The following is a 19525-nucleotide window of genomic DNA, read 5'->3' as shown; positions in this document are numbered from 1 at the left end:
TCGTAATTTTCCGACCAATCCCCTGCCGGATCGCTCAGGCGTCTCCCCAGTGGAAACGGCGCCTCGATTCTGCCGCCCGAATGACCGGGTCCAGCCGAATCGCTGTCAGTGCGCCGGCACCAATGCGGCATCGAGAAGGCTGCGCCCGCCGTCGACCGTGATCACCTGCCCCGTCACGAAGGCCGCCGCACCCGAGGCGAGGTATTGCACCGCGTCCGAAACCTCGCCCGGGCTGGCGATCCGGCCGAGCGGCGTGCAGCCGACGATGCTGCTGCGCATCGCGTCGTCCTCCTGCAGCGCGCTTTCGAGGCTGGCGCTGAGGACGCTGCCGAAGGCGACGGCATTGACGCGGATGTGCTTGGGCGCCAGCGCCACGGCAAGGCTGCGGGTCATCTGCTCGAGCGCGGCGCAGCTGATCGAATAGCCCAGCAGCCGCGGATGGGTCAGCCGCGCGGCGATGGACGAGAGGTTGACGATGCAGCCGACCTCCGCGTCCTCGGCATCCTCGCGCGCATGGGCCAGCTTGATCATCCGCCGCGCGGTGGCCTGGCTCAGCCGCAGCGCCGTGGTCATGTTCTGCGCCATCAGCGCATCGACCGTCTCGTCCTCCGGATCCAGCGGATCGGTCGGCATCATTTGCCGGCTGGCGTTCACGAGGATGTCGATCCGGTCGAAGGCATCAACGGTAAAGGACAGCAGGTTGGTGACAGTCAGCCTTTCGCGCAGGTCCCCGGCAAAGTGGCGCACCGGGGCCTCGGCCTCGCGCAGGGGGCCGGCCTCGCGCTCCAGCGCCTCCTCGTCGCGGTCGACGAGGACGACATTCGCCCCCGCCTCGAGGAGGGCGCGCGCGATGGCAAGGCCGACGCCATGGGCGGCGCCGGTGACGATGGCGGTCTTGCCGGCAACGGAAAAGGACATCTGCAAACTCCGGGGGGATGGCGCCGGGGCGGCCCGGGCGGGGATCAGGCGCGCTTGTTCGGCCGCGCCGCGTGCAGGATCTTGAAGCCTGCGTCTGCGCCGATCTCCGTCACGTCACGGAACCGGTCCTTCAACTCCGCCTCGTAGGGCAGATGGCGGTTGGCGACAAGCCAGAGCTGGCCAGAGCCGGTCAGCATCCGCGCCGCCGCCGCGATGAACCCGCGCCCAAGCGACGGATCGCCGACCCGGCCCTGGTGAAAGGGCGGGTTCATGACGATGCCGTTGTAGACCTCCTCCGGCTTGAAGCCGAGCGCGTCGTGCCAGTGAAAACGGGCGCGGTCGTCGGTGACGTTCAGCCGCGCGCAATCAAGGGCATCGGCCTCGGCCTCCACGAGGTCGAGGCTGTTGACCCCCTGCCGCTCCAGCACTGCGCGGGACAGGTAGCCCCAGCCCGCGCCCAGATCGGCCATCCGCGTCGGCAACTTGGCCGGCAGCGCCTGCGCCAGAAGGACCGAGCCCTTATCCGGCCCATCGGCCGAGAAGACGCCCGCCGCCGTGACGAAGCCCTCCGGGCCCGCCTGCGGCTCGGGCGCGGCCCAGTCCTCGAAGCCGGCGCCGCCCTCGAACCAGAACAGTCGGCCATGCGCCTTGGCGACATTCTGCACGGCATCGCCGCGCCGCGCCCGCACTTCCTTGAACAGGCTGTCGGTGCCATCGGTGCGCTGACCGTCGACGATGACCAGCGGCGCCGTGGCGGCGGCCTCGGCGATCAGCGCGCGCGCCAGCGGCTTGGACCGGGGCACGATCACCATCGCGGCGGCTGCGGGCCCGGCCTTGCGCGACACCGCGTAGCCGCGCCCCTTCCAGCTGGCATGATCGGGGTAGAAGCCGGTGACGATGCGCACCCGCTCCTTCGGCAGGTCCGCCAGCAGCCAGTCCGCGGGGGGCCGCAGGACGGTGATCTCGCCCTCGGGCAGCAGCAGGGTTCCGTCGCGCAGCGCGGTCGTCAGTCTCGGATCAGCCATGGGTGCGGCGCAGGCGCGCCTATTCCTTTTCCATCGTGCATTGCAGCGGGTGCTGGTGACGCTGGGCGAATTCCATCACCTGCGCCACCTTGGTCTCGGCGATCTCGTAGGAGAAGACGCCGACCACCGCCACGCCCTTCTTGTGGACCGTCAGCATGATCTCGAAGGCCTGGGCATGGCTCAGGCCGAAGAACCGCTCTAGCACATGCACGACGAATTCCATCGGCGTGTAGTCGTCGTTCAGGATCAGCACCTTGTAGAGCGGCGGACGCTTGGTCTTGACCCGCGTCTCGACCTTGACGCCGGCATCGCCGTCATCACCGTCCTGGCCCGCCATCATGATCGTTGGCCGTGTCATCAGCATCGCCGGTCCTCGAATCGGAGGTTCGTCGCAATCGCGCCGGGGCAGGCCCGCAGGCGCCCCGCTGGCCTTTCGTCGGCCGGGCCCCTTATATAACCGCCGCTCCGGCCATGAAAAGACCGGGGCCCGAACCAAAGCGCCCGAGGATGGCCGACATGTCTAAACATCGCTGGACCGTGGGCTTCGACGCCGACGACACCCTCTGGCAGAACGAACGGTTCTTTCACCTGACGCAGGCCCGCTTCGCGGAGCTTCTGGCCGATTACGCCGCGCCCGAGCACCTCGAGCAGCGCCTCGTCGCGGCCGAGATGCGCAACGTCGGGCACTACGGCTTCGGCGTGAAGGGATTCGTGCTGTCGATGATCGAGACCGCGATCGAGGTGACGGACCAGAAGGTCCCCGCCAGCGTCATCGCAGAGCTGATCGCCGCCGGGCAGGAGATGCTGCGCTACGAGATCGAGCTGATGCCCCACGCCCGCGAGGCGGTGGAGGCGCTGGCCCCTCGCGCCGATCTGGTGCTGATCACCAAGGGCGACCTGATCGACCAGGAGCGCAAGCTGGCGCAGTCGGGGCTGGGCGAGATGTTCGGCACGGTCGAGATCGTCAGCCAGAAGACCCGCGACACCTATACCCGCATCTTCGCGAAGGCCGACACGCCGCGCGCGATGATGGTGGGCAATTCGCTGAAGTCCGACGTGATCCCGGCGATCGAGGCGGGGGCCTGGGGCGTCCATGTGCCGACCTATCCTGTCTGGCACCTCGAACAGGCCGATCCGCCGCGCGGGAACCCGCGCTTTCACGAGATCCCCGATCTGTCGCATCTGCCGGCCCTGTTCGAGAGCCTCGACTGAGTCGCCTCTGTCCGGTTCCGCCCGGCCCGGGCACAAGGGCGCGGGCGGCTCTGGCCGATCTTGCGGCAGGTTCCCGCCCAGACCCCAAATCTGCGCGTAGCACTTCCGCCACGTCCGCGAGGCCCTTGAAATTTTGGTGTTCTCGCACCCGCATCTGCATGCTAGCGTTGCCCTCAATCACGCGTGACCGGCATCGCATCGGTCGCCACAGGCAGAGCAGAGGCAAGCTATGATGACCCGTCGTCCGCGCTGGACGGCCCCGAGCGGGCTGTTGCTGAGCATCATCCTGATCCTGTCGCTGCTGGCCGCGCAGGCGGTCCGCGCCGCGCCCTTCGCCTCGATCGTGATGGATGCCCGCACCGGCGAGGTGCTTCAGGCCGAGAATGCCGAGACGCGCCTGCACCCGGCCTCGCTCACCAAGATGATGACGCTCTACATCGCCTTCACCGCGATCCAGCGCGGCGAGATCAGCCTCGATACCGAGGTTACCGTCGCGGCCGAGGCGGCGGCCATGCCCCCCTCGAAGCTGGGGCTGCGCACGGGCCAGACGATCCGCATGCGCTACCTGATCCGCTCTGCCGCGGTGAAATCGGCCAACGACAGCGCCACGCAGATCGGCATCGCCATCTCCGGCAGCCAAGAAGCCTTCGCCCAGCGGATGAACGCGGTGGCCCAGGCGATGGGCATGCGCAACACGACCTTCGTCAACATGAACGGCCTGACCGCCGAGGGGCACCTCTCGACCGCGCATGATATGGCGATTCTCGGGCGCCACGTGATCTACGATTTCCCGCAGTATTATAACCTCTTCTCGCGGACGACGGCCGATGCCGGCGTGGCGCAGGTCTACAACACGAACCGCCGCCTGCTGAACGGCTACGAGGGCGCGGACGGGATCAAGACCGGCTATACCAATGCCGCCGGCTACAACCTCGTCGCCTCGGCCCAGCGCGGGCAGGTCCGGATCATCACCGCCGTCTTCGGCGCCACCTCGAACAACGACCGCTATCGCCGGATCACCGACCTGCTCGATCTCGGCTTCTCGCGCGCGCCCAGCAGCGCCACGGTCAACCGCCCCGACAGCGTCTACGTCTCCTCAACCGCCACCGGCGCGCCGGGATCGGCGGCCCGGACGATTCGCGTCAGCGGTCTGATCCAGTCCAGCCCGCGCCCGCCCTCGCGCCCCGGCGCCACGCGCGTCGCCTCCTCCGGCGCCAGCGGCGTGGAGGCCGCGCTGGCCGCCGCCATGGTCGTCTCGGCCGAGGCAGAGCCCGCGCCCCCGCCCGAGGAGCGTCCCGCCGTCGCCGCCGCCATCGCCACGGCCAGCGATATCGCCCCCGCCGCGGCGGAGCTGCCGCCGGTGCGCCCGGCCGAGATCATCATGACCGCCGCCGATATCGCCCCCGTCGACAGCCGCGACACCCAGGCTGTGCCCGAAGTGGTCACCCGCCTCTCGACCTCCGGTGGCGGCATGTGGGGCATCAACGTCGGCCGCTTCACCACCCGCGACCGGGCCGAGCGCGCGCTGATCCAGGTCGTGCTGAACGAGGCCTCGGCCCTCGAGGGCGGCATCCGCCGGGTCGACCAGCGCTCGGGCGGCTTCGATGCGCAGGTCATGGGCCTGTCGAACGATGCCGCCGACCTCGCCTGCCGCCGCCTGCAGGCCCGCGGCTCCATGTGTTTCATGATCGGTCCGAGCTGACGGGCAACGCCCTCGCCGGACTGTCCAAGGGACGGGGTCTTCCCCGTCCCTTTTTTCATGCGCCTCGCTGGCGCAGGACAGGGCTCGCCGCTAGCCTGCCTCCATGACAGACCTGCCTCATCCCCCCGCCCCCGCCGCCCTGCGCACTGAAGATGGCCGCCCGCTTCAGCTGCACCGCATCTTCTGCGTCGGCCGGAACTACGCCGATCATGCGCGCGAGATGGGGCACGACCCCGAGGCGGAGCCGCCCTTCTTCTTCATGAAGCCGGCCAGCGCCGCCGTGCCCTCGGACCTGACCCTGCCCTTCCCCGCCGCGACGGGGCAGCTCGAGCACGAGGCAGAGCTCGCGGTGCTGCTGGGCGCCGGCGGCGCCGATATCGAACCCGCGCAGGCCGAGGCGCTGATCTGGGGCTGCGCCGCGGCCAACGACCTGACGCGCCGCGACCTGCAGGCGCAGGCAAAGGCCGCGCGCCGCCCCTGGGACATGGCCAAGGGCTTCGACGCCTCCTGCATCCTCGGCCCGCTGCGCGAGGGGCCGATGCCGGGACCAGAGGCCCGCATCACCTGCGATGTCGATGGGATCCCGCGGCAGGAGGGGGCGCTGGGGCAGATGATCTGGCCCGTGTCCCATGTCATCGCGCATCTGTCGCGGCTGGTGACGCTGCAACCGGGCGACCTGATCCTGACAGGCACGCCCGCCGGCGTCGGCCCCATCGCGCCCGGCCAGTCCTGCCGCGTCACCATCGAGGGACTCGAGGAGGCGACCGTCACTTACGCCTGACGGGCCCCCTCTTCTCTTTGAAAATATCCCCGCCGGAGGCCCCGGCCTCAGCCGGAGCCGCGCGGGGCCGAAGGGCGGCTAGTGACCGCCGCCCAGCGCCCCCGGCTGCACGTCATAATCGACGGCCACGCCATAGACCGGATCGTCGTCGCTCTCGACGACAAGCTGCCCCGCCCGGCGCAGCAGCGCATGGCAATCCTGGGACAGGTGCCGCAGCTGCAGCCGCTTGCCGGCGGTCTCGTAACGGGCGGCCATGGCCTCGATCGCGGCGAGGGCGGATTGGTCGGCGACGCGGCTATGCTCGAAATCGACGATCACCAGGCTCGGATCGCTCTCGACCTGGAACAGCTCCGAGAAACCGTCGGTGGAGCCGAAGAAGAGCGGGCCCTGCACCTTGTAGACCTTGGCCCCCTCGGGCGTGCGATAGGTGCGCGCGCCGATCCGCGTGGCGTTCTGCCAGGCATAGGCCAGGGCCGAGACGATGACCCCGATCACCACGGCGGTGGCGAGATCGGTCAGCACGGTGACGATGGTCACCAGCACGATCACGATGGCATCGACCCGCGGCACCCGCCGCATCACGCGGAAGGTGTTCCAGGCGAAGGTGCCGATCACCACCATGAACATCACGCCCACCAGCGCGGCCAGCGGGATCTGCGCGATCAGCGGCGCAGCGAAGAGGATGAAGCACAGAAGGAAGATCGCCGCACTCGCGGCGGCGACGCGGGTGCGCCCGCCAGAGGAGACGTTGATCATCGACTGGCCGATCATCGCGCAGCCGCCCATGGCGCCGAAGACGCCGCAGGTCAGGTTCGCAAGACCCTGCGCCACGCATTCCTGGCTGGCGCCGCCGCGCTTGCCGGTGATCTCGCCCACCAGGTTCAGCGTCAGCAGGCTTTCCAGCAGGCCGATGGCGGCGAGGATGACCGAGTAGGGCAGGATGATCCACAGCGTCTCGAGGGTGAAGGGCACCATCGGGATATGCAGCTGCGGCAGCCCGCCAGAGATATCGGCAAGATCGCCGACCCGCGGCACCGGCAGGCCGAGCGCGATGACGATCAGCGCGGTCACGAGGATGCCGGCCAGCGGCGCGGGGATCGCCTTCGTGACCTTCGGCGTGCCCCAGATGATCAGCATGGTCAGCGCCGTCAGCGCCAGCATCAGGATCAGCGGCAGCCCGGAGAGCCAGCCCTCGCCCGCCGGATCGTGGAACTGCTCGAGCTGGGCAAGGCCGATGACGATGGCCAGCCCGTTGACGAAGCCCAGCATCACCGGATGCGGCACGAGGCGGATGAACTTGCCCAGCCGGAACACCCCCGCCAGCACCTGGATCAGCCCCATCAGCAGCACGGCGGCAAAGAGGTACTCGACCCCGTGCTGCGCGACGAGGCTGACCATCACCACCGCCAGCGCGCCCGTCGCACCCGAGATCATGCCGGGCCGGCCGCCGATCACGGCGGTGATCAGCCCGACGAGGAAGGCGGCGTAAAGGCCGACCAGCGGGTTCACCCCGGCGACGAAGGAGAAGGCGACCGCCTCTGGCACCAGCGCCAGCGCGACGGTCAGACCCGACAGAAGCTCAGTCTTCCATTGGCCGGCGGAATGCGGAAAGGCGGGCGCGTTCGGCGAGGAGACGGCACCGGCGAGAGCGGCTAGCGGAGATCGGGTCATCGGTCTCTTCATGTTCGGAAATGCGGCCTCCTGCTACAGCAGCAGCTGCCCGGACGGAACCCCTAATGCCCCGCCTCGTCCCGCCCCGCCGCTGCAAGGGGCTTTTCGCGCGCCGCGCCCTCGCCTAGTGTCGCCCGCGGCGCAGCAGCGAGGGCCGGCCGGTGGACCAGACAGCAGCACGGCTCGGGGTGATCGGCGGCTCCGGCCTCTACGGGATGGAGGCCCTCGAGGGCGCCGCCTGGCAGTCGGTGACGACGCCCTGGGGCGAACCCTCGGACGCGATCCTGACCGGACAGCTGGACGGCATGCCCATCGCCTTCCTGCCCCGCCACGGGCGCGGGCATGTCCACGCCCCCGGCGACATCCCCTACCGCGCCAATATCGCGGCGATGAAGGCGCTCGGCGTGACCGACCTCGTCTCCGTCTCTGCCGTCGGCTCCTTTCGCGATGCGCTGGCGCCGGGCGATTTCGTCGTCGTCGACCAGTTCATCGACCGCACCAAGGGCCGGCCCGCCAGCTTCTTCGGCGCGGGCTGCGTCGCCCATGTCTCGCTGGCCGAGCCGGTCTGCGCCCGGCTCTCGGATGCGGCAGAGGCCGCGGCCCGCGCCACCGGCAAGACGGTGCATCGCGGCGGCACCTATCTTGCGATGGAGGGGCCGCAGTTCTCGACCCGCGCCGAAAGCCTGATGTACCGCGCCTGGGGCTGCGACGTGATCGGCATGACCGCGATGCCCGAGGCGCGCCTCGCCCGCGAGGCCGAGATCTGCTACGCGCTCGTCGCGATGGTCACCGATTACGACAGCTGGCACGAGGGGCACGGCGCGGTGGATATCGCGGCGATCAAATCCGTCCTCGCCGGCAACACGCAGGCCGCGGGCGCGCTGATCGCCGGCCTGCCGCAGCGGCTGGCGCAGCGCCCCCAGCCCTGCCCCGAAGGCTGCGACCGCGCCCTCGATCATGCGCTGATGACCGCGCCCGAGCGCCGCGATCCGGCGCTGCTCGCGCGGCTGGATACCATTGCCGGGCGCCTGCTCTAGCCGCACCCGGCGGCAACACCACCGAAAAGGACTGCTCCTTGGCCGATCTCAAAGACTATATCCGCACGATCCCCGACTTCCCGGTGCCGGGCATCCAGTTCCGGGACGTCACCACGCTGTTCGCCCATCGCGACGGCTTTCGCCTGATGCTGGACCAGCTCGTCGAGGCCATCGGCGATCTGGAGATCGACTGCATCGCCGGGATCGAGGCGCGCGGCTTCGTCCTTGGCGGGGCGCTGGCCGACCGGCTGGGCACCGGCTTCGTGCCGATACGCAAGAAGGGCAAGCTGCCCGGCAAGACCATCGAGGAAAGCTACCAGCTGGAATACGGCGAGGCGGTGGTCGAGCTGCACGAGGACGCGCTCAGCAAGGGCGAGCGGGTGGTGCTGATCGACGACCTTCTGGCGACGGGCGGCACCGCCGCCGCCGGCCTGCGGCTGATCGACCGGCTTGGCGCGACGACCGTGGCCTGCGTCTTCGTCATCGACCTGCCCGACCTCGGCGGCCGCAAGCTGCTGGAAGAGCTGGGCCAGAGCGTGCGCTGCCTCGTCGCCTACGAGGGCGAGTAGGCTAGCGGGCGCGCAGCACGGCCCCGGGGTTCAGGATACCCCGAGGGTCGAGCGCATCCTTCACGCTGCGCATCAGCGCCAGCTTCACCGGATCGGCATAGCGTTCGAGGTCATCGACCTTGAACCGCCCGATCCCGTGCTCGGCGCTGATCGAGCCGCCAAGCGCGGCGACGAGGTCGTGCACTGCCCGCGTGACCTGCGCGCGCACACCGTCATAGGCGCCGCGATCCTCGCCCTTCGGCGGGAAGACGTTCCAATGCAGGTTGCCGTCGCCCAGATGGCCGAAGGCATTGACGCGCAGCGGCGCGATGGCTTCCATCGCCTCAAGCCCTTGGCGGTGAAACTCCGGGATGGCGGAGAGCGGCAGGGCGATGTCGTGGCTGGCGATGGCGCCGATGGCCCGGTTCGCCTCGGGGATCGTCTCGCGCAGGGACCAGAGCGCATCCGCCTGCGCCGCGCTTTGCGCGATCACGCCGTCATCCGACAGCCCGGCCTCCGCAGCTTCGGCGAACAGCGCCTCGAGCGCGGCAGCAGGCTCCTGCCCCTCGGACAGCCCCAGCTCGATCAGCACCATCCAGTCGGGCATCGGGTCGAGCGGCTGCTGCCCGGCCATGCCGGTCTCGGTCAGGAAGTCCCATCCCGCGCGCGAGATCAACTCGAACCCCGAGACGCCCTCGCCCACCCGCGCGCGCAGGCGGCCCAGCAGCTCAAGCGCCGCCTCGGGCGAGGGCACCGAGAGCAGCGCGGTGCCGCTGGCCGCCGGGCGCGGCGCCAGCTTCAGCGCGGCGGCGGTGATGATGCCGAGCGTGCCTTCCGAGCCGATGAAGAGATCGCGCAGATCGTAGCCGGTGTTGTCCTTCCACAGCCGCGTCAGCCCATGCCAGATGCGGCCATCGGCGGTCACCACCTCTAGCCCCAGGCATTGCGCCCGCGCGGTGCCGTAGCGCAGCACGTTCAGCCCGCCGGCATTGGTGGCCAGAAGCCCGCCGATCCGGGCCGAGCCCTCGGAGGCGAGTGAGAGGCCGAACAGCCGACCCTCCGCAACCGCAGCGGCCTGCACATCGGCAAGGATCGCCCCCGCCTCGGCCACCAGCACGTTCTCGGTTGGGTAAACGCTGCGGACCCCGTCCATCTTCTCGAGCGAGAGGATCAGCGGATCGCCCGGCCCGATACCGCCGCCGACAAGGCCGGTGCCGCCGCCGTAAGGCACCACGGCGACCCGCGCCTCATGCGCGCGCGACAGGATCAGGGCCACCTCCTCGGCGCTGCGCGGCAGGGCGAGGGTGCCGCCGCTGCCGGTCAGCCGTCCGCGCCGCTCTTCGAGGTAGCGCGCCTCGACCGGGCGCAGCCGCCCCTCGGGCAGATCGGTGGCCAGGGCCTCGGCGAAGTCGCCGCTGGCGGGGGTGTACTCCTGCGGCATCTGGCCTCCCTCAGCCGGTGTCCGTCCGGCCGCGCCTGTCGCTGCGCAGGTTCGAGTATAGCACGTGATTGCGCCAGCGCCCGGCGATCTGAAGATAGCTCTGGGCCACGCCTTCGTACTTGTAGCCGCAGCTTTCCAGCAGGCGGCGCGAGGGCAGGTTTTCCGGCAGGCAGCCCGCCTCGATCCGGCTGAGGTCGTGGACGGTGAAGGCGTAATGCACCAGCGCCTGGATCGCCTCGCGCATGTAGCCCTGCCGGACGAAGGGCTGGCCGGTCCAGTAGCCGGTGGTGCCCGACTGCGCCGGCCCGCGGCGGATATTGTCCAGCGTGATCGCGCCCAGCAGCACGTCGTCCGCGCGCCGGATCAGGAGCAGCGGCACCGCGGTGCCCTGCTGGATCGAGCGCTGCGCCCAGTAGACGCGGTTGGTGAAGGCACGGCGCGACAGGTGATCGGGCGCCCAGGTCGGCTCCCAGGGCTGCAGGAAGCTGGCCGAATCGCGGCGCAGATCGGCCCAGGCCAGCCAGTCGCCATGCTCGGGCGGGCGCAGGGTCAGACGCTCGGTCTCGAGCCGCACCTTGCGCCGGGACCGAAGCATCAGGCGGCGAGCCTTTCCTTCAGCTCGTCCAGCATCGGCGCCTTCTCCGCCGGGCCGTACAGCGCGAGGGCGGCGCCGGCGCCGGAGGCGGTGCGTTCAGCAAAGGCGCGCACGTCCGCGACGGTGACTGCGTCGATCTTGGCAACGACTTCCTCGATGGGCGGCACACGGTCCCAGATCGCCAGCATCCGCGCCAGCCGCTCGGCCCGGTTCGAGGGCCGCTCGAGGCCCATCAGCATCCCGGCCTTCATCTGCGCGCGGGCACGCTGCACCTCGGCCTCGGACATGTCGGTCGCGGCGCGTTTCAGCTCGTCGATGGTGGTGCGGGCCAGATCGCCGATATCGGCGGCGGAGGTGCCGGCATAGATCGTCGTCATGCCGGTGTCCTCGTAGGCGCCGGTCTGGGCGAAAATCGTGTAGCACAGCCCGCGCTCTTCGCGCAGCTCCTGGAACAGGCGCGAGGACATGCCGCCGCCAAGGGCATTGGCATAGACCTGCGCGTGATAAATCTCGGGCGAGCGGTAGTTCGGCGCCTCGAGCGCGAGGGTGAAATGCACCTGCTCGAGCGTCTTGATCTCGCGCCGCTCACCGCCCGCGAACTGGCCGGGCCAGACCGGGCCGGTCTTCTCGCGCGGGCCCATGTCACCGAACAGCGCCTCGGCCTGCCGCACGATGGCATCGTGGTCGACAGCGCCGGCGGCGGCCAGGACCATGCTGCCGGGGCCGTAGTGCTGGGCGACAAAGGCCGTCAGGTCGTCGCGGCTGAAACCGGCGACCTTCTCGGCGGGGCCCAGGATCGACCGGCCGAGCGGCTGGTTCGGATAGGCGACTTCCTGCAGCCAGTCGAAGACGATGTCGTCCGGCGTATCGAGGGCCTGGCCGATCTCCTGCAGGATCACGCCGCGCTCGCTCTCGATCTCGGCGGCGGCGAAGGCGGGATTGCGCAGGATGTCCCCGATCACGTCGAGGGCCAGCGGCACGTCCTGCTGCAGCACCCGCGCGTAATAGGCCGTCGCCTCGCGGCTGGTATAGGCGTTCATGTAGCCGCCCACGTCCTCGATCGCCTCGGCGATGGCGCGGGCGCTGCGGCGTCCGGTGCCCTTGAAGGCCATGTGCTCAAGGAAATGCGCGACGCCGTTCTGCGCCTCGGTCTCGTGGCGGCCGCCGGCATTGATCCAGACCCCGACAGAGGCGGATTTCAGGCCGGGCATATGCTCCGTCGCGATGCGGAAGCCGTTGGGCAATGTGTGCAGTCGGACGGTCATGGTCTGGTCACGCGGCGGCAGTCTTTTCCCGGATGGCGGATTTGAGGGCCTCGAGGTCGCCGGCGACGCGGGTGACCCGTTCCGGCCGGTCATACAGGTCCGCCATCCGAAGGGGAAGGGGCGGGCGCTGGCCCATCGCCTGCTCGACCGCATCCGGGAACTTCGCCGGGTGGGCGGTGGCGAGCGTCACCATCGGCACCGGCCCGAGGAAGGGCTGCGCGACATGCACGCCGACGGCGGTATGCGGGCAGATCACCTCGCCCGTCTCGGCATGGGTGCGGCGGATCGCCTCCAGCGTCTCCTCCTCCGAGGCGCGGCCCGAGACGAAGCGGTCGCGCAGCGCGCCGATGGCGCCCTGGCTGACGGCAAAGCCCCCCTGCCCCTTCAACTCCTCCATCAGCTGCGCCACGGCGGCGCCGTCGCGGCCATAGGCATCCCAGAGCGCCCGCTCGAAGTTCGAGCTGACCTGGATATCCATCGAGGGGCTGATCGTCGGGGCGACGCCTTCCTTGCGGTAGTCGCCTTCCGTCAGGGTGCGGTGCAGGATGTCGTTGCGGTTCGTCGCCACCACCAGCCGCTCGATCGGCAGGCCCATGTCGCGCGCGATGGCGCCGGCATAGATGTCGCCGAAGTTGCCGGTGGGTACGGTGAAGCTGACGGGGCGGTGCGGCGCACCAAGGGCCACGGCAGAGGTGAAGAAGTAGACGACCTGCGCCAGCACCCTGCCCCAGTTGATCGAGTTCACCGCCGTCAGGCCGATCTCGTCGCGGAAGGCCTCGTCGGCGAACATCTCCTTCAGCGCCGCCTGGCAGTCGTCGAAGGTGCCGTCGACCGCGAGGGCGTGGACGTTCGCCTCGGTCGGCGTGGTCATCTGCCGACGCTGCACCTCGCTCACACGGCCATGCGGGTAGAGGATCATCACGTCGACGTTCGGCAGCCCGCGAAAGGCCTCGATCGCGGCGCTGCCGGTATCGCCGCTGGTGGCCCCGACGATGGTGATGCGCTGGCCCGACCGCTCCAGCGCCGCCTGGAACAGCTGGCCGATCAGCTGCATGGCGAAATCCTTGAAGGCCAGCGTGGGGCCGTGGAACAGCTCCAGCAGGAAGTGATCCGGCGCAAGCTGCACCAAGGGCGCCCTCGCGGCATGGCCGATCTGGGCATAGGCCCTGTCGATCAGCGCCCGGAACTCCGCATCGTCGAAGCTGCCCTCGACGAAGGGGCGCATGATGCGGAAGGCGGCTTCCTCGTAGGGCAGGCCCGCCAGCGCGGCGATCTCGTCCTTTGACATCCGCGGCAGGGCCTCGGGGACGTAAAGACCGCCGTCGCGGGCGAGGCCGGTCAGCATCGCATCGGCAAAGCCCAGCGCGGGGGCGCGGCCGCGGGTCGAGACGTAGCGCATGGTCACTCCTTCGGGCCGGCGCGCAGGGCGCGGTAGCCAAGATAGAGGCTCATCGCGGCCCAGAGCAGGGCCAGCATGAACCAGGTGATCGCGTAATGCAGGTGATCGTTGGGGATGGCGGCGGTGTTCACAGGCAGGACGCGCGTCCCGACATCCGGCGCCACCTGCCGCGCGACGACCAGCACCGGCTCGGTCCCGAGCGCCTCGGCCATGCGGGGCACGTCGCGGGCGAACCAGATGTTGTCGTCGCTGGGATCGGGGGTCCAGCCATCAGCCTCCTGCGGCCAGTGCAGGGTGCCGGCGATGCTGACGGTTCCGGTGCGCGGGCTGTCCTTGGCGTCCAGCGGCACGAAGCCGAGGTCGACCAGCACGCGCCGGGCCCCGGTCTCGAGCACCGCGATCACGCGGTAGCCGGCGCCGCCGTCCGAGGTCAGGACCGGCGCCTCCTCTCCGGTCAGGCGCCCCGTGACGGTCACCGGGCGGTAGCGATCCGCCTCGGGATCAGGATCGGGAATCGTGTCGAGCGGGACGGGATCGGCCGCCATGCGGCTCTCGATCTGCGAGAGGATCCCTTGCTTCCACGCCAGCCGCTGCACCTGCCACAGGCCCAGCACCAGCAGCGCCGCGCATCCCAGAACGCCGATGAGAAGCGGAAAGATCAGGCGACGGATCAAGGACAGGGCCTCTGGAACGGAAAGGCGCGCGGGGCTTCCCCCGCGCGCCGGTTCGGATCGGGAAGGGGCGGGTTCAGCTGCCCCAGATGTAGATGGAGGCGAAGAGGAACAGCCAGACGACATCGACGAAGTGCCAGTACCAGGCCGCAGCCTCGAAGCCGACGTGCTGCTCGCGGCTCATCTGGCCGGCGCGAATGCGCAGCAGGCAGACCAGCAGGAAGATCGTGCCGATGACGACGTGGACGCCGTGAAAGCCCGTCGCCATGAAGAAGATCGCGCCGTAGACGTTGCCCGAGAAGCTGAAGGCCGCCTCGGCGTATTCGCGGATCTGGAAGGCGGTGAAGAGCACGCCCAGACCGACGGCGAGGATCAGGCCCCACTTCGTGTCTTCGCGGTTGTCCTCTTCGGCCAGCGCATGGTGGGCCCAGGTGCAGGCCGCGCCCGAGCACAGCAGGATCAGCGTGTTGATCAGCGGCAGGTGCCAGGGGTCGAAGGGAATCACGCCCTCAGGCGGCCAGACGCCGTCCTGGATCGGGCTCATCGGGCCCATCGGGTAAAGCGCGTTCTTGAAGAAGGCCCAGAACCAGGCCGCGAAGAACATCACCTCCGACATGATGAAAAGGATGAAGCCGTAGCGCAGGCCGATGCGGACGACGGGCGTATGATCGCCCTCGCGACTTTCGAAGACCATGTCGGCGAACCAAGCGTACATGGTGTAAAGAACGGCGGCGAGGCCGATCAGGAACATCCAGGGCCCGTGGTCGTGCATCCAGAGCGTCGCGCCGAATAGCATGAAGAAGGCGCCGACGGCCGCCAGGAACGGCCAGACCGAGGGGTGCAGGATGTGGTAGTCGTGATTCTTAGCGTGCGCCATTCGCGGGTCCTCGAAAGATCCTGATCCTCAGTTGACGTCTATGGCCGCAGCGGCGGGATCTGTCAAAGCCGCTTGCCGCGTATCCTCGGGCATCTCGATTTCGTAGAAGGTGTAGCTCAGCGTGATCGTGTGGACGTATTTCGCCTCGCGGTCGTTCACGATCTCCGGGTCGACGTAGAAGCTGACGGGCATCTGCACCGTCTCGCCCGGCTGAAGCACCTGCTCGGTAAAGCAGAAGCACTGGATCTTGTCGAAATACCCGCCCGCCGAATAGGGCGTGACGTTGTAGCTGGCGCGGCCGGCGACCGGGTGGTCGGTCGGATTGTGCGCCTCGTAGAAGGCCAGGCCGGTCTCGCCGATCCGCAGCTCCGTCTCGATCTGCTCGGGCTTGAAGGACCAGGGCATGCCGGGTTCGATATTGGCGTCGAAGCGGACCTTGATCGTCCGGTCCAGCACCGTGTCGCTGGCCTCGGCCACCTGCCCGGTGGTCCCCGAAAAGCCGGTGACCTTGCAGAACCACGAGTAGAAGGGCACCGCGACCCAGGCCATCGCGCCCATGAAGACGACGACCCCTACCATGGTCAGGGCGGTGCGCCGCATCTTGCGGTCACGCTCCTTCTGGGCCGGCGTCACCATGGCTGCCCCTCCTGCTCGGGGATGATCTGCGGCCGCGCGACATGATCGAAGCTTTCGAGCTCGGCGATGTCGCCGAGGCTGAGGATCTTGACGATCGTCAGCACGAAGACCAGCGCGACGAGGCCGATCAGGATCAGCCCCAGCCCGCGGTTCAGGCCCCGGCGGCGTCCGTGCAGTTCGTGTTCGACCTGCAGGGCCATCAGGCGGCCCCCGCCAGGCGCAGGACCCAGTCCCAGCCGCCGTAGCCGAAGGGCTGCAGCAGCGCCTCGGCCAGCAGGGCAGCGAACTGCAGGAAGGTATAGGAGAGCGAGACCTTGAAGGCGCGCTTCTCGGCGGCATAGCCATCGGCCTCGGCCTGCGCCTCGTTGCGGCGCCAGACGGCGAGGCAGGCCGAGAGGAACTGCCAGTTCACGTAAGCGGCGACGGCAAGGAAGATCGGCCCGCCGACGGAGCTGACAGCAAGGCCCAGCGCCACAGGCACCAGCAGCACGGCGTAGATGGCGATCTGGTTGCGCGTGGCGCGGCGGCCCCGCACCTCGGTCAGCATCGGCACGCCGGCATCGCCGTAGTCGCTGCGCACGAAGAGGGCGAGAGCCCAGAAATGCGGCGGCGTCCACATGAAGACCAGAAGCACCATGAGCACCGGCTCGATCGCGATGCCGCCGGTGGCGACAGACCAGCCGATCAGCGGCGGCAGGGCGCCCGAGAGGCCGCCGATGACGATGTTCTGCGGCGTCGAGCGCTTGAGCCACATCGTGTAGACGACGACGTAGAAGAAGATGGTGAAGGCCAGCAGCGCCGCCGGCACCGGCCCCGCGGCGAGGCCCAGCAGGATGACGGCGAAGCCCGAGAGGGCGAGACCCAGCGCCAGCGCCGCCTCGGGCGTGACGCGGCCCGAGGGGATCGGGCGGTTCCGCGTGCGCTTCATCACTGCGTCGATATCGGCGTCCCACCACATGTTCAGCGCGCCGGAGGCGCCGCCGCCCACCGCGATGCAGAGGATCGCCACGAAGGCGATGAAGGGGTTCACCGCCACCGGCGCGGCCACGAGGCCGACCAGCGCGCAGAAGACCACCAGCGACATCACCTTGGGCTTGAGCAGGGCGAAGAAGTCGCGCAGCTCGGGGTCATGCGGCGATGCGGCCCCGCGGGCGGGGCCGGTCAGGCTGGCATCGGTGATGCTGGCATCGGTCATCGCGTCTCTCCCAGTGGCGGCTCCTCCCCCTGCCCGGCCCCGCGATGGCGGGGCGCCGGGCCGGCGGCGATCAGGCGCCGAATTCCTCGCGGGCGTAGGCCAGCCACTCCTCGTAGACCTCGGGGCTGACCACCTTCACCGTGATCGGCATGTAGGCGTGGTTCACGCCGCAGAGCTCGGAGCATTGCCCGAAGTACACGCCTTCCTCGTCGGCCTGAAACCACAGCTGCGCGAGGCGGCCGGGAACGGCGTCCTGCTTCACCCCGAAGGCCGGGATGGTCCAGGAGTGGATCACGTCTGCGCCGGTGACCTGCATCACGACGCGCGCGCCGACCGGCACGACCACGGCGGTGTCGGTGGCCAGCTTGAACTCGTCCTCGGTATAGCCGGCTTCCTGCAGCTCGGCGCGAATCTCGTCGTTCAGGTTCCCCTGCCCGGCGCCGATCATGTAGCTTTGGAAGGCGATCTGCTCGTCGGGATACTCGTAGCCCCAGTACCACTGGTAGCCGGTGACCTTGATGTTGACGTCGCCCTCGGGAATTTCCTGCTGCTCGAAGAGGACCGGCAGGGAGAAGGCGCCGATGAAGATCAGGATCACGATCGGCACGATCGTCCAGGTGATCTCCAGCGGGGAATTATGCGTGAAGGTCGAGGGCGTGGGATTCGCGCGCTTGTTGTAGCGCAGGATCAGCCAGGCCAGCAGGCCGGTCACCAGCAGCACGATGCCGGCCATGATGATCGTCAGCATGCCGTCCAGGCGGTGCACGTCGCGGGCCAGGTTGGTGGCCGCGGGCTGAAAGCCGACGCCGCCCTGGGTCGGGGTGCCGATGATCGGCAGCTCTCCCAGCATCTCCTGGGCGGATGCGGCAGTACCGGCAAGGGCGGCCACTCCGCTCAGGATGCAGGTGGCGGCGCGATGCAGGGGCTTGGTCAGATGCATGTCGGAACCTACGTTAGCTGGCGCCTCTGGCGGCAAGCGTATGCGGGCCGTGGCCCTGTCGTTGACAGGTCTATTCACATATCCTGCCCAGCAGAACAAGAAGTCCGGTTACCGCAATGGCAGGCTTTTGACAGGTCCCGTTGCCACCGAGAGGAGATCAGCCATGCCAGCCGCCCCCCAGACGACCGCCTCCGAGGCGCCGTTCCGCCCCTTCGAGACGCATCTCGACCGGGGCGCCGCGCTGCGCCACCTGCAGGCCGCCACAGCCGGCGCCGACGACGGAGAGCTGTTCCTCGAGCGGCGGCGCGGCGAGTCGCTGGTCTTCGACGACGGACGCCTGCGCACCGCCAGCTACGACGCAACCGAGGGCTTTGGCCTGCGCGCCGTGCGCGGAGAGACCGCCGGCTATGCCCATGCCACGCAGCTCGACGAGGCCGGGCTGGCGCGCGCCGTGGCCACGACGCGGCTGGCGGTCGGCGCGGGCGGCGGCACATTGGCGCTGCCCCCGGCCCGCAGCAACCACCGCCTTTACACCGATGCCGATCCGATCACCGGCGCCGCCTTCCCCGCCAAGGTCGAGCTGCTGCGCGAGATCGATGCCGTCGCCCGCGGGATGGACCCCCGTGTCGTTCAGGTCACGGTCGGCCTTGCCGCCAGCCACCAGGAGATCGCGATCCTGCGGCCCGAGGATGCGCTGTTCGAGGATGTGCGCCCGATGGCGCGGCTGAACCTGTCGGTCATCGTCGAACAGGACGGGCGGCGCGAAAGCGGCAGCATGGGCGGCGGCGGGCGCTATGGCCTCGACGGGTTGATGGCGCGCGACTTCTGGGAGCCGGCGCTGCGCGAGGCGCTGCGCATCGCGCTGGTGAACCTGCGCGCGGAGCCGGCGCCCGCGGGCGTGATGGACGTGGTCCTCGGGCCCGGCTGGCCCGGCATCCTGCTGCACGAGGCGGTGGGCCACGGCCTCGAGGGGGACTTCAACCGCAAGGGCGCCAGCGCCTTTGCCGGGCTGATGGGCCAGCAGGTCGCCGCGAAGGGGGTGACGGTGCTCGACGACGGGACGATCCCCGATCGCCGCGGCTCCATCTCGATCGACGACGAGGGCACGCCCTCGCACAGGACCACGCTGATCGAGGACGGCGTCCTTGTCGGCTACATGCAGGACCGGCAGAGCGCGCGGCTGATGGGGGTGGAGCCGACCGGCAATGGCCGCCGCGAGAGCCACGCCCATGCGCCGATGACGCGAATGACCAATACCTACATGCTGGCCGGGCAGGACGATCCGGCCGGGATGCTGGCGGATGTGAAGGACGGGCTCTACGCCGTCGGCTTCGGCGGCGGGCAGGTCGACATCACCAACGGCAAGTTCGTCTTCTCCTGCACCGAGGCCTATCGCGTCAGGGACGGCAAGGTCGGGGCGCCGGTCAAGGGCGCCACGCTGATCGGCGACGGCGCGACCGCGCTGCAGAAGATCCGCGCCATCGGCAACGACATGGCGCTGGATCCGGGCATCGGCAATTGCGGCAAGGCCGGGCAATGGGTGCCCGTGGGGGTCGGCCAGCCCTCGCTGCTGATCGGCGGGCTGACGGTGGGCGGCGCGGGCTGAGGGGCA

General features: G+C 69.5%; 20 protein-coding genes. 6 read left to right on the top strand and 14 right to left on the bottom strand.

Going from position 1 to position 19525, the window contains the following annotated elements:
- Positions 1 to 105 precede the first annotated feature (105 nt).
- Genes DFP88_RS08750 through clpS form a run of 3 tightly spaced genes read right to left on the bottom strand, consistent with a single transcriptional unit; the run spans position 106 to position 2301 of the window.
- Positions 106 to 918 carry an SDR family NAD(P)-dependent oxidoreductase gene (locus DFP88_RS08750; RefSeq protein ID WP_110814033.1) on the bottom strand — a complete coding sequence of 271 codons (813 nt, stop codon included), beginning with the start codon at positions 916 to 918 and terminating at the stop codon, positions 106 to 108.
- A gap of 44 nt (positions 919 to 962) precedes the next feature.
- On the bottom strand, positions 963 to 1943 hold the full coding sequence (locus DFP88_RS08745) for a class I SAM-dependent methyltransferase (RefSeq protein WP_110814032.1): 981 nt from the start codon (positions 1941 to 1943) through the stop codon (positions 963 to 965).
- Between the two features lie 19 nt (positions 1944 to 1962).
- Entirely contained in the window at positions 1963 to 2301 is a 339-nt protein-coding gene (clpS, locus tag DFP88_RS08740) for an ATP-dependent Clp protease adapter ClpS (protein WP_110814217.1), read from the bottom strand.
- 158 nt (positions 2302 to 2459) lie between these two features.
- Between clpS and DFP88_RS08735 the strand changes: the two genes are divergently transcribed.
- From DFP88_RS08735 to DFP88_RS08725, 3 genes are all read left to right on the top strand, one after another.
- Positions 2460 to 3155, top strand: coding sequence for an HAD family hydrolase (locus DFP88_RS08735; RefSeq protein WP_110814216.1), 696 nt, complete (start codon positions 2460 to 2462; stop codon positions 3153 to 3155).
- Between the two features lie 232 nt (positions 3156 to 3387).
- Positions 3388 to 4857 (top strand): D-alanyl-D-alanine carboxypeptidase family protein, encoded by a 1470-nt coding sequence (locus DFP88_RS08730; RefSeq protein ID WP_245904746.1) that lies wholly within the window; start codon positions 3388 to 3390, stop codon positions 4855 to 4857.
- Between the two features lie 103 nt (positions 4858 to 4960).
- Positions 4961 to 5638 carry a fumarylacetoacetate hydrolase family protein gene (locus tag DFP88_RS08725; RefSeq protein WP_110814030.1) on the top strand — a complete coding sequence of 226 codons (678 nt, stop codon included), beginning with the start codon at positions 4961 to 4963 and terminating at the stop codon, positions 5636 to 5638.
- A 78-nt stretch (positions 5639 to 5716) separates the two neighbouring features.
- On the opposite strand, the gene DFP88_RS08720 is transcribed toward DFP88_RS08725, so the two are convergent.
- Positions 5717 to 7309 (bottom strand): SulP family inorganic anion transporter, encoded by a 1593-nt coding sequence (locus tag DFP88_RS08720; protein WP_110814029.1) that lies wholly within the window; start codon positions 7307 to 7309, stop codon positions 5717 to 5719.
- Positions 7310 to 7524: 215 nt separating this feature from the next.
- On the opposite strand from DFP88_RS08720, the gene DFP88_RS08715 reads away from it, so the two are divergent.
- Both DFP88_RS08715 and DFP88_RS08710 read left to right on the top strand, forming a co-directional pair.
- Positions 7525 to 8346, top strand: coding sequence for an S-methyl-5'-thioadenosine phosphorylase (locus tag DFP88_RS08715; protein WP_110814215.1), 822 nt, complete (start codon positions 7525 to 7527; stop codon positions 8344 to 8346).
- A 38-nt stretch (positions 8347 to 8384) separates the two neighbouring features.
- Positions 8385 to 8915, top strand: coding sequence for an adenine phosphoribosyltransferase (locus DFP88_RS08710; RefSeq protein WP_110814028.1), 531 nt, complete (start codon positions 8385 to 8387; stop codon positions 8913 to 8915).
- Between the two features lies 1 nt (position 8916).
- On the opposite strand, the gene DFP88_RS08705 is transcribed toward DFP88_RS08710, so the two are convergent.
- The 10 genes from DFP88_RS08705 to coxB all read right to left on the bottom strand — a co-directional run bounded on the left by DFP88_RS08705 (position 8917) and on the right by coxB (position 17913).
- Positions 8917 to 10335 carry an FAD-binding oxidoreductase gene (locus DFP88_RS08705; protein WP_110814027.1) on the bottom strand — a complete coding sequence of 473 codons (1419 nt, stop codon included), beginning with the start codon at positions 10333 to 10335 and terminating at the stop codon, positions 8917 to 8919.
- A gap of 10 nt (positions 10336 to 10345) precedes the next feature.
- Positions 10346 to 10930, bottom strand: a complete 585-nt coding sequence (locus DFP88_RS08700; protein ID WP_110814026.1) for a GNAT family N-acetyltransferase — start codon at positions 10928 to 10930, stop codon at positions 10346 to 10348.
- A complete protein-coding gene (locus DFP88_RS08695) occupies positions 10930 to 12195 on the bottom strand; it encodes a M16 family metallopeptidase (RefSeq protein WP_110814025.1) in 1266 nt (421 codons plus the stop codon). Before DFP88_RS08695 ends, DFP88_RS08700 begins: the two co-directional genes overlap by 1 nt.
- Positions 12196 to 12202: 7 nt before the next feature.
- On the bottom strand, positions 12203 to 13594 hold the full coding sequence (gene thrC / locus DFP88_RS08690; protein ID WP_110814024.1) for a threonine synthase: 1392 nt from the start codon (positions 13592 to 13594) through the stop codon (positions 12203 to 12205).
- A 2-nt stretch (positions 13595 to 13596) separates the two neighbouring features.
- Positions 13597 to 14268 carry an SURF1 family protein gene (locus tag DFP88_RS08685; protein WP_181418599.1) on the bottom strand — a complete coding sequence of 224 codons (672 nt, stop codon included), beginning with the start codon at positions 14266 to 14268 and terminating at the stop codon, positions 13597 to 13599.
- Between the two features lie 73 nt (positions 14269 to 14341).
- Positions 14342 to 15142, bottom strand: a complete 801-nt coding sequence (locus DFP88_RS08680; protein ID WP_110814023.1) for a cytochrome c oxidase subunit 3 — start codon at positions 15140 to 15142, stop codon at positions 14342 to 14344.
- A gap of 27 nt (positions 15143 to 15169) precedes the next feature.
- Entirely contained in the window at positions 15170 to 15778 is a 609-nt protein-coding gene (locus DFP88_RS08675; protein WP_110814022.1) for a cytochrome c oxidase assembly protein, read from the bottom strand.
- Positions 15772 to 15978 carry a hypothetical protein gene (locus DFP88_RS08670; RefSeq protein WP_110814021.1) on the bottom strand — a complete coding sequence of 69 codons (207 nt, stop codon included), beginning with the start codon at positions 15976 to 15978 and terminating at the stop codon, positions 15772 to 15774. Before DFP88_RS08670 ends, DFP88_RS08675 begins: the two co-directional genes overlap by 7 nt.
- Complete coding sequence (gene cyoE, locus DFP88_RS08665) at positions 15978 to 16973, bottom strand: heme o synthase (RefSeq protein WP_110814020.1); 996 nt, start codon at positions 16971 to 16973, stop codon at positions 15978 to 15980. The genes DFP88_RS08670 and cyoE overlap by 1 nt, the downstream gene beginning before the upstream one ends.
- A gap of 70 nt (positions 16974 to 17043) precedes the next feature.
- Complete coding sequence (gene coxB / locus DFP88_RS08660) at positions 17044 to 17913, bottom strand: cytochrome c oxidase subunit II (RefSeq protein WP_110814019.1); 870 nt, start codon at positions 17911 to 17913, stop codon at positions 17044 to 17046.
- A gap of 163 nt (positions 17914 to 18076) precedes the next feature.
- On the opposite strand from coxB, the gene tldD reads away from it, so the two are divergent.
- Positions 18077 to 19519 (top strand): metalloprotease TldD, encoded by a 1443-nt coding sequence (gene tldD, locus DFP88_RS08655; RefSeq protein ID WP_110814018.1) that lies wholly within the window; start codon positions 18077 to 18079, stop codon positions 19517 to 19519.
- Positions 19520 to 19525 lie beyond the last annotated feature (6 nt).

This window comes from Pseudoroseicyclus aestuarii (genome assembly GCF_003217255.1).
GTDB classification, from domain to species: domain Bacteria; phylum Pseudomonadota; class Alphaproteobacteria; order Rhodobacterales; family Rhodobacteraceae; genus Pseudoroseicyclus; species Pseudoroseicyclus aestuarii.
The sequence above is the reverse complement of the archived record's forward strand: the minus strand, read 5'-3'. Positions and strand labels throughout refer to the sequence as shown.

Bases quoted from the DNA above. Each gene is read 5' to 3' on its own strand.
- DFP88_RS08750 (WP_110814033.1), bottom strand. From the start codon at position 918: ATGTCCTTTTCCGTTGCCGGCAAGACCGCCATCGTCACCGGCGCCGCC.
- DFP88_RS08745 (WP_110814032.1), bottom strand. From the start codon at position 1,943: ATGGCTGATCCGAGACTGACGACCGCGCTGCGCGACGGAACCCTGCTG.
- clpS (WP_110814217.1), bottom strand. From the start codon at position 2,301: ATGACACGGCCAACGATCATGATGGCGGGCCAGGACGGTGATGACGGC.
- DFP88_RS08735 (WP_110814216.1), top strand. From the start codon at position 2,460: ATGTCTAAACATCGCTGGACCGTGGGCTTCGACGCCGACGACACCCTC.
- DFP88_RS08730 (WP_245904746.1), top strand. From the start codon at position 3,388: ATGACCCGTCGTCCGCGCTGGACGGCCCCGAGCGGGCTGTTGCTGAGC.
- DFP88_RS08725 (WP_110814030.1), top strand. From the start codon at position 4,961: ATGACAGACCTGCCTCATCCCCCCGCCCCCGCCGCCCTGCGCACTGAA.
- DFP88_RS08720 (WP_110814029.1), bottom strand. From the start codon at position 7,309: ATGACCCGATCTCCGCTAGCCGCTCTCGCCGGTGCCGTCTCCTCGCCG.
- DFP88_RS08715 (WP_110814215.1), top strand. From the start codon at position 7,525: ATGGAGGCCCTCGAGGGCGCCGCCTGGCAGTCGGTGACGACGCCCTGG.
- DFP88_RS08705 (WP_110814027.1), bottom strand. From the start codon at position 10,335: ATGCCGCAGGAGTACACCCCCGCCAGCGGCGACTTCGCCGAGGCCCTG.
- DFP88_RS08700 (WP_110814026.1), bottom strand. From the start codon at position 10,930: ATGCTTCGGTCCCGGCGCAAGGTGCGGCTCGAGACCGAGCGTCTGACC.
- DFP88_RS08695 (WP_110814025.1), bottom strand. From the start codon at position 12,195: ATGACCGTCCGACTGCACACATTGCCCAACGGCTTCCGCATCGCGACG.
- thrC (WP_110814024.1), bottom strand. From the start codon at position 13,594: ATGCGCTACGTCTCGACCCGCGGCCGCGCCCCCGCGCTGGGCTTTGCC.
- DFP88_RS08680 (WP_110814023.1), bottom strand. From the start codon at position 15,142: ATGGCGCACGCTAAGAATCACGACTACCACATCCTGCACCCCTCGGTC.
- DFP88_RS08675 (WP_110814022.1), bottom strand. From the start codon at position 15,778: ATGGTGACGCCGGCCCAGAAGGAGCGTGACCGCAAGATGCGGCGCACC.
- DFP88_RS08670 (WP_110814021.1), bottom strand. From the start codon at position 15,978: ATGGCCCTGCAGGTCGAACACGAACTGCACGGACGCCGCCGGGGCCTG.
- cyoE (WP_110814020.1), bottom strand. From the start codon at position 16,973: ATGACCGATGCCAGCATCACCGATGCCAGCCTGACCGGCCCCGCCCGC.
- coxB (WP_110814019.1), bottom strand. From the start codon at position 17,913: ATGCATCTGACCAAGCCCCTGCATCGCGCCGCCACCTGCATCCTGAGC.
- tldD (WP_110814018.1), top strand. From the start codon at position 18,077: ATGCCAGCCGCCCCCCAGACGACCGCCTCCGAGGCGCCGTTCCGCCCC.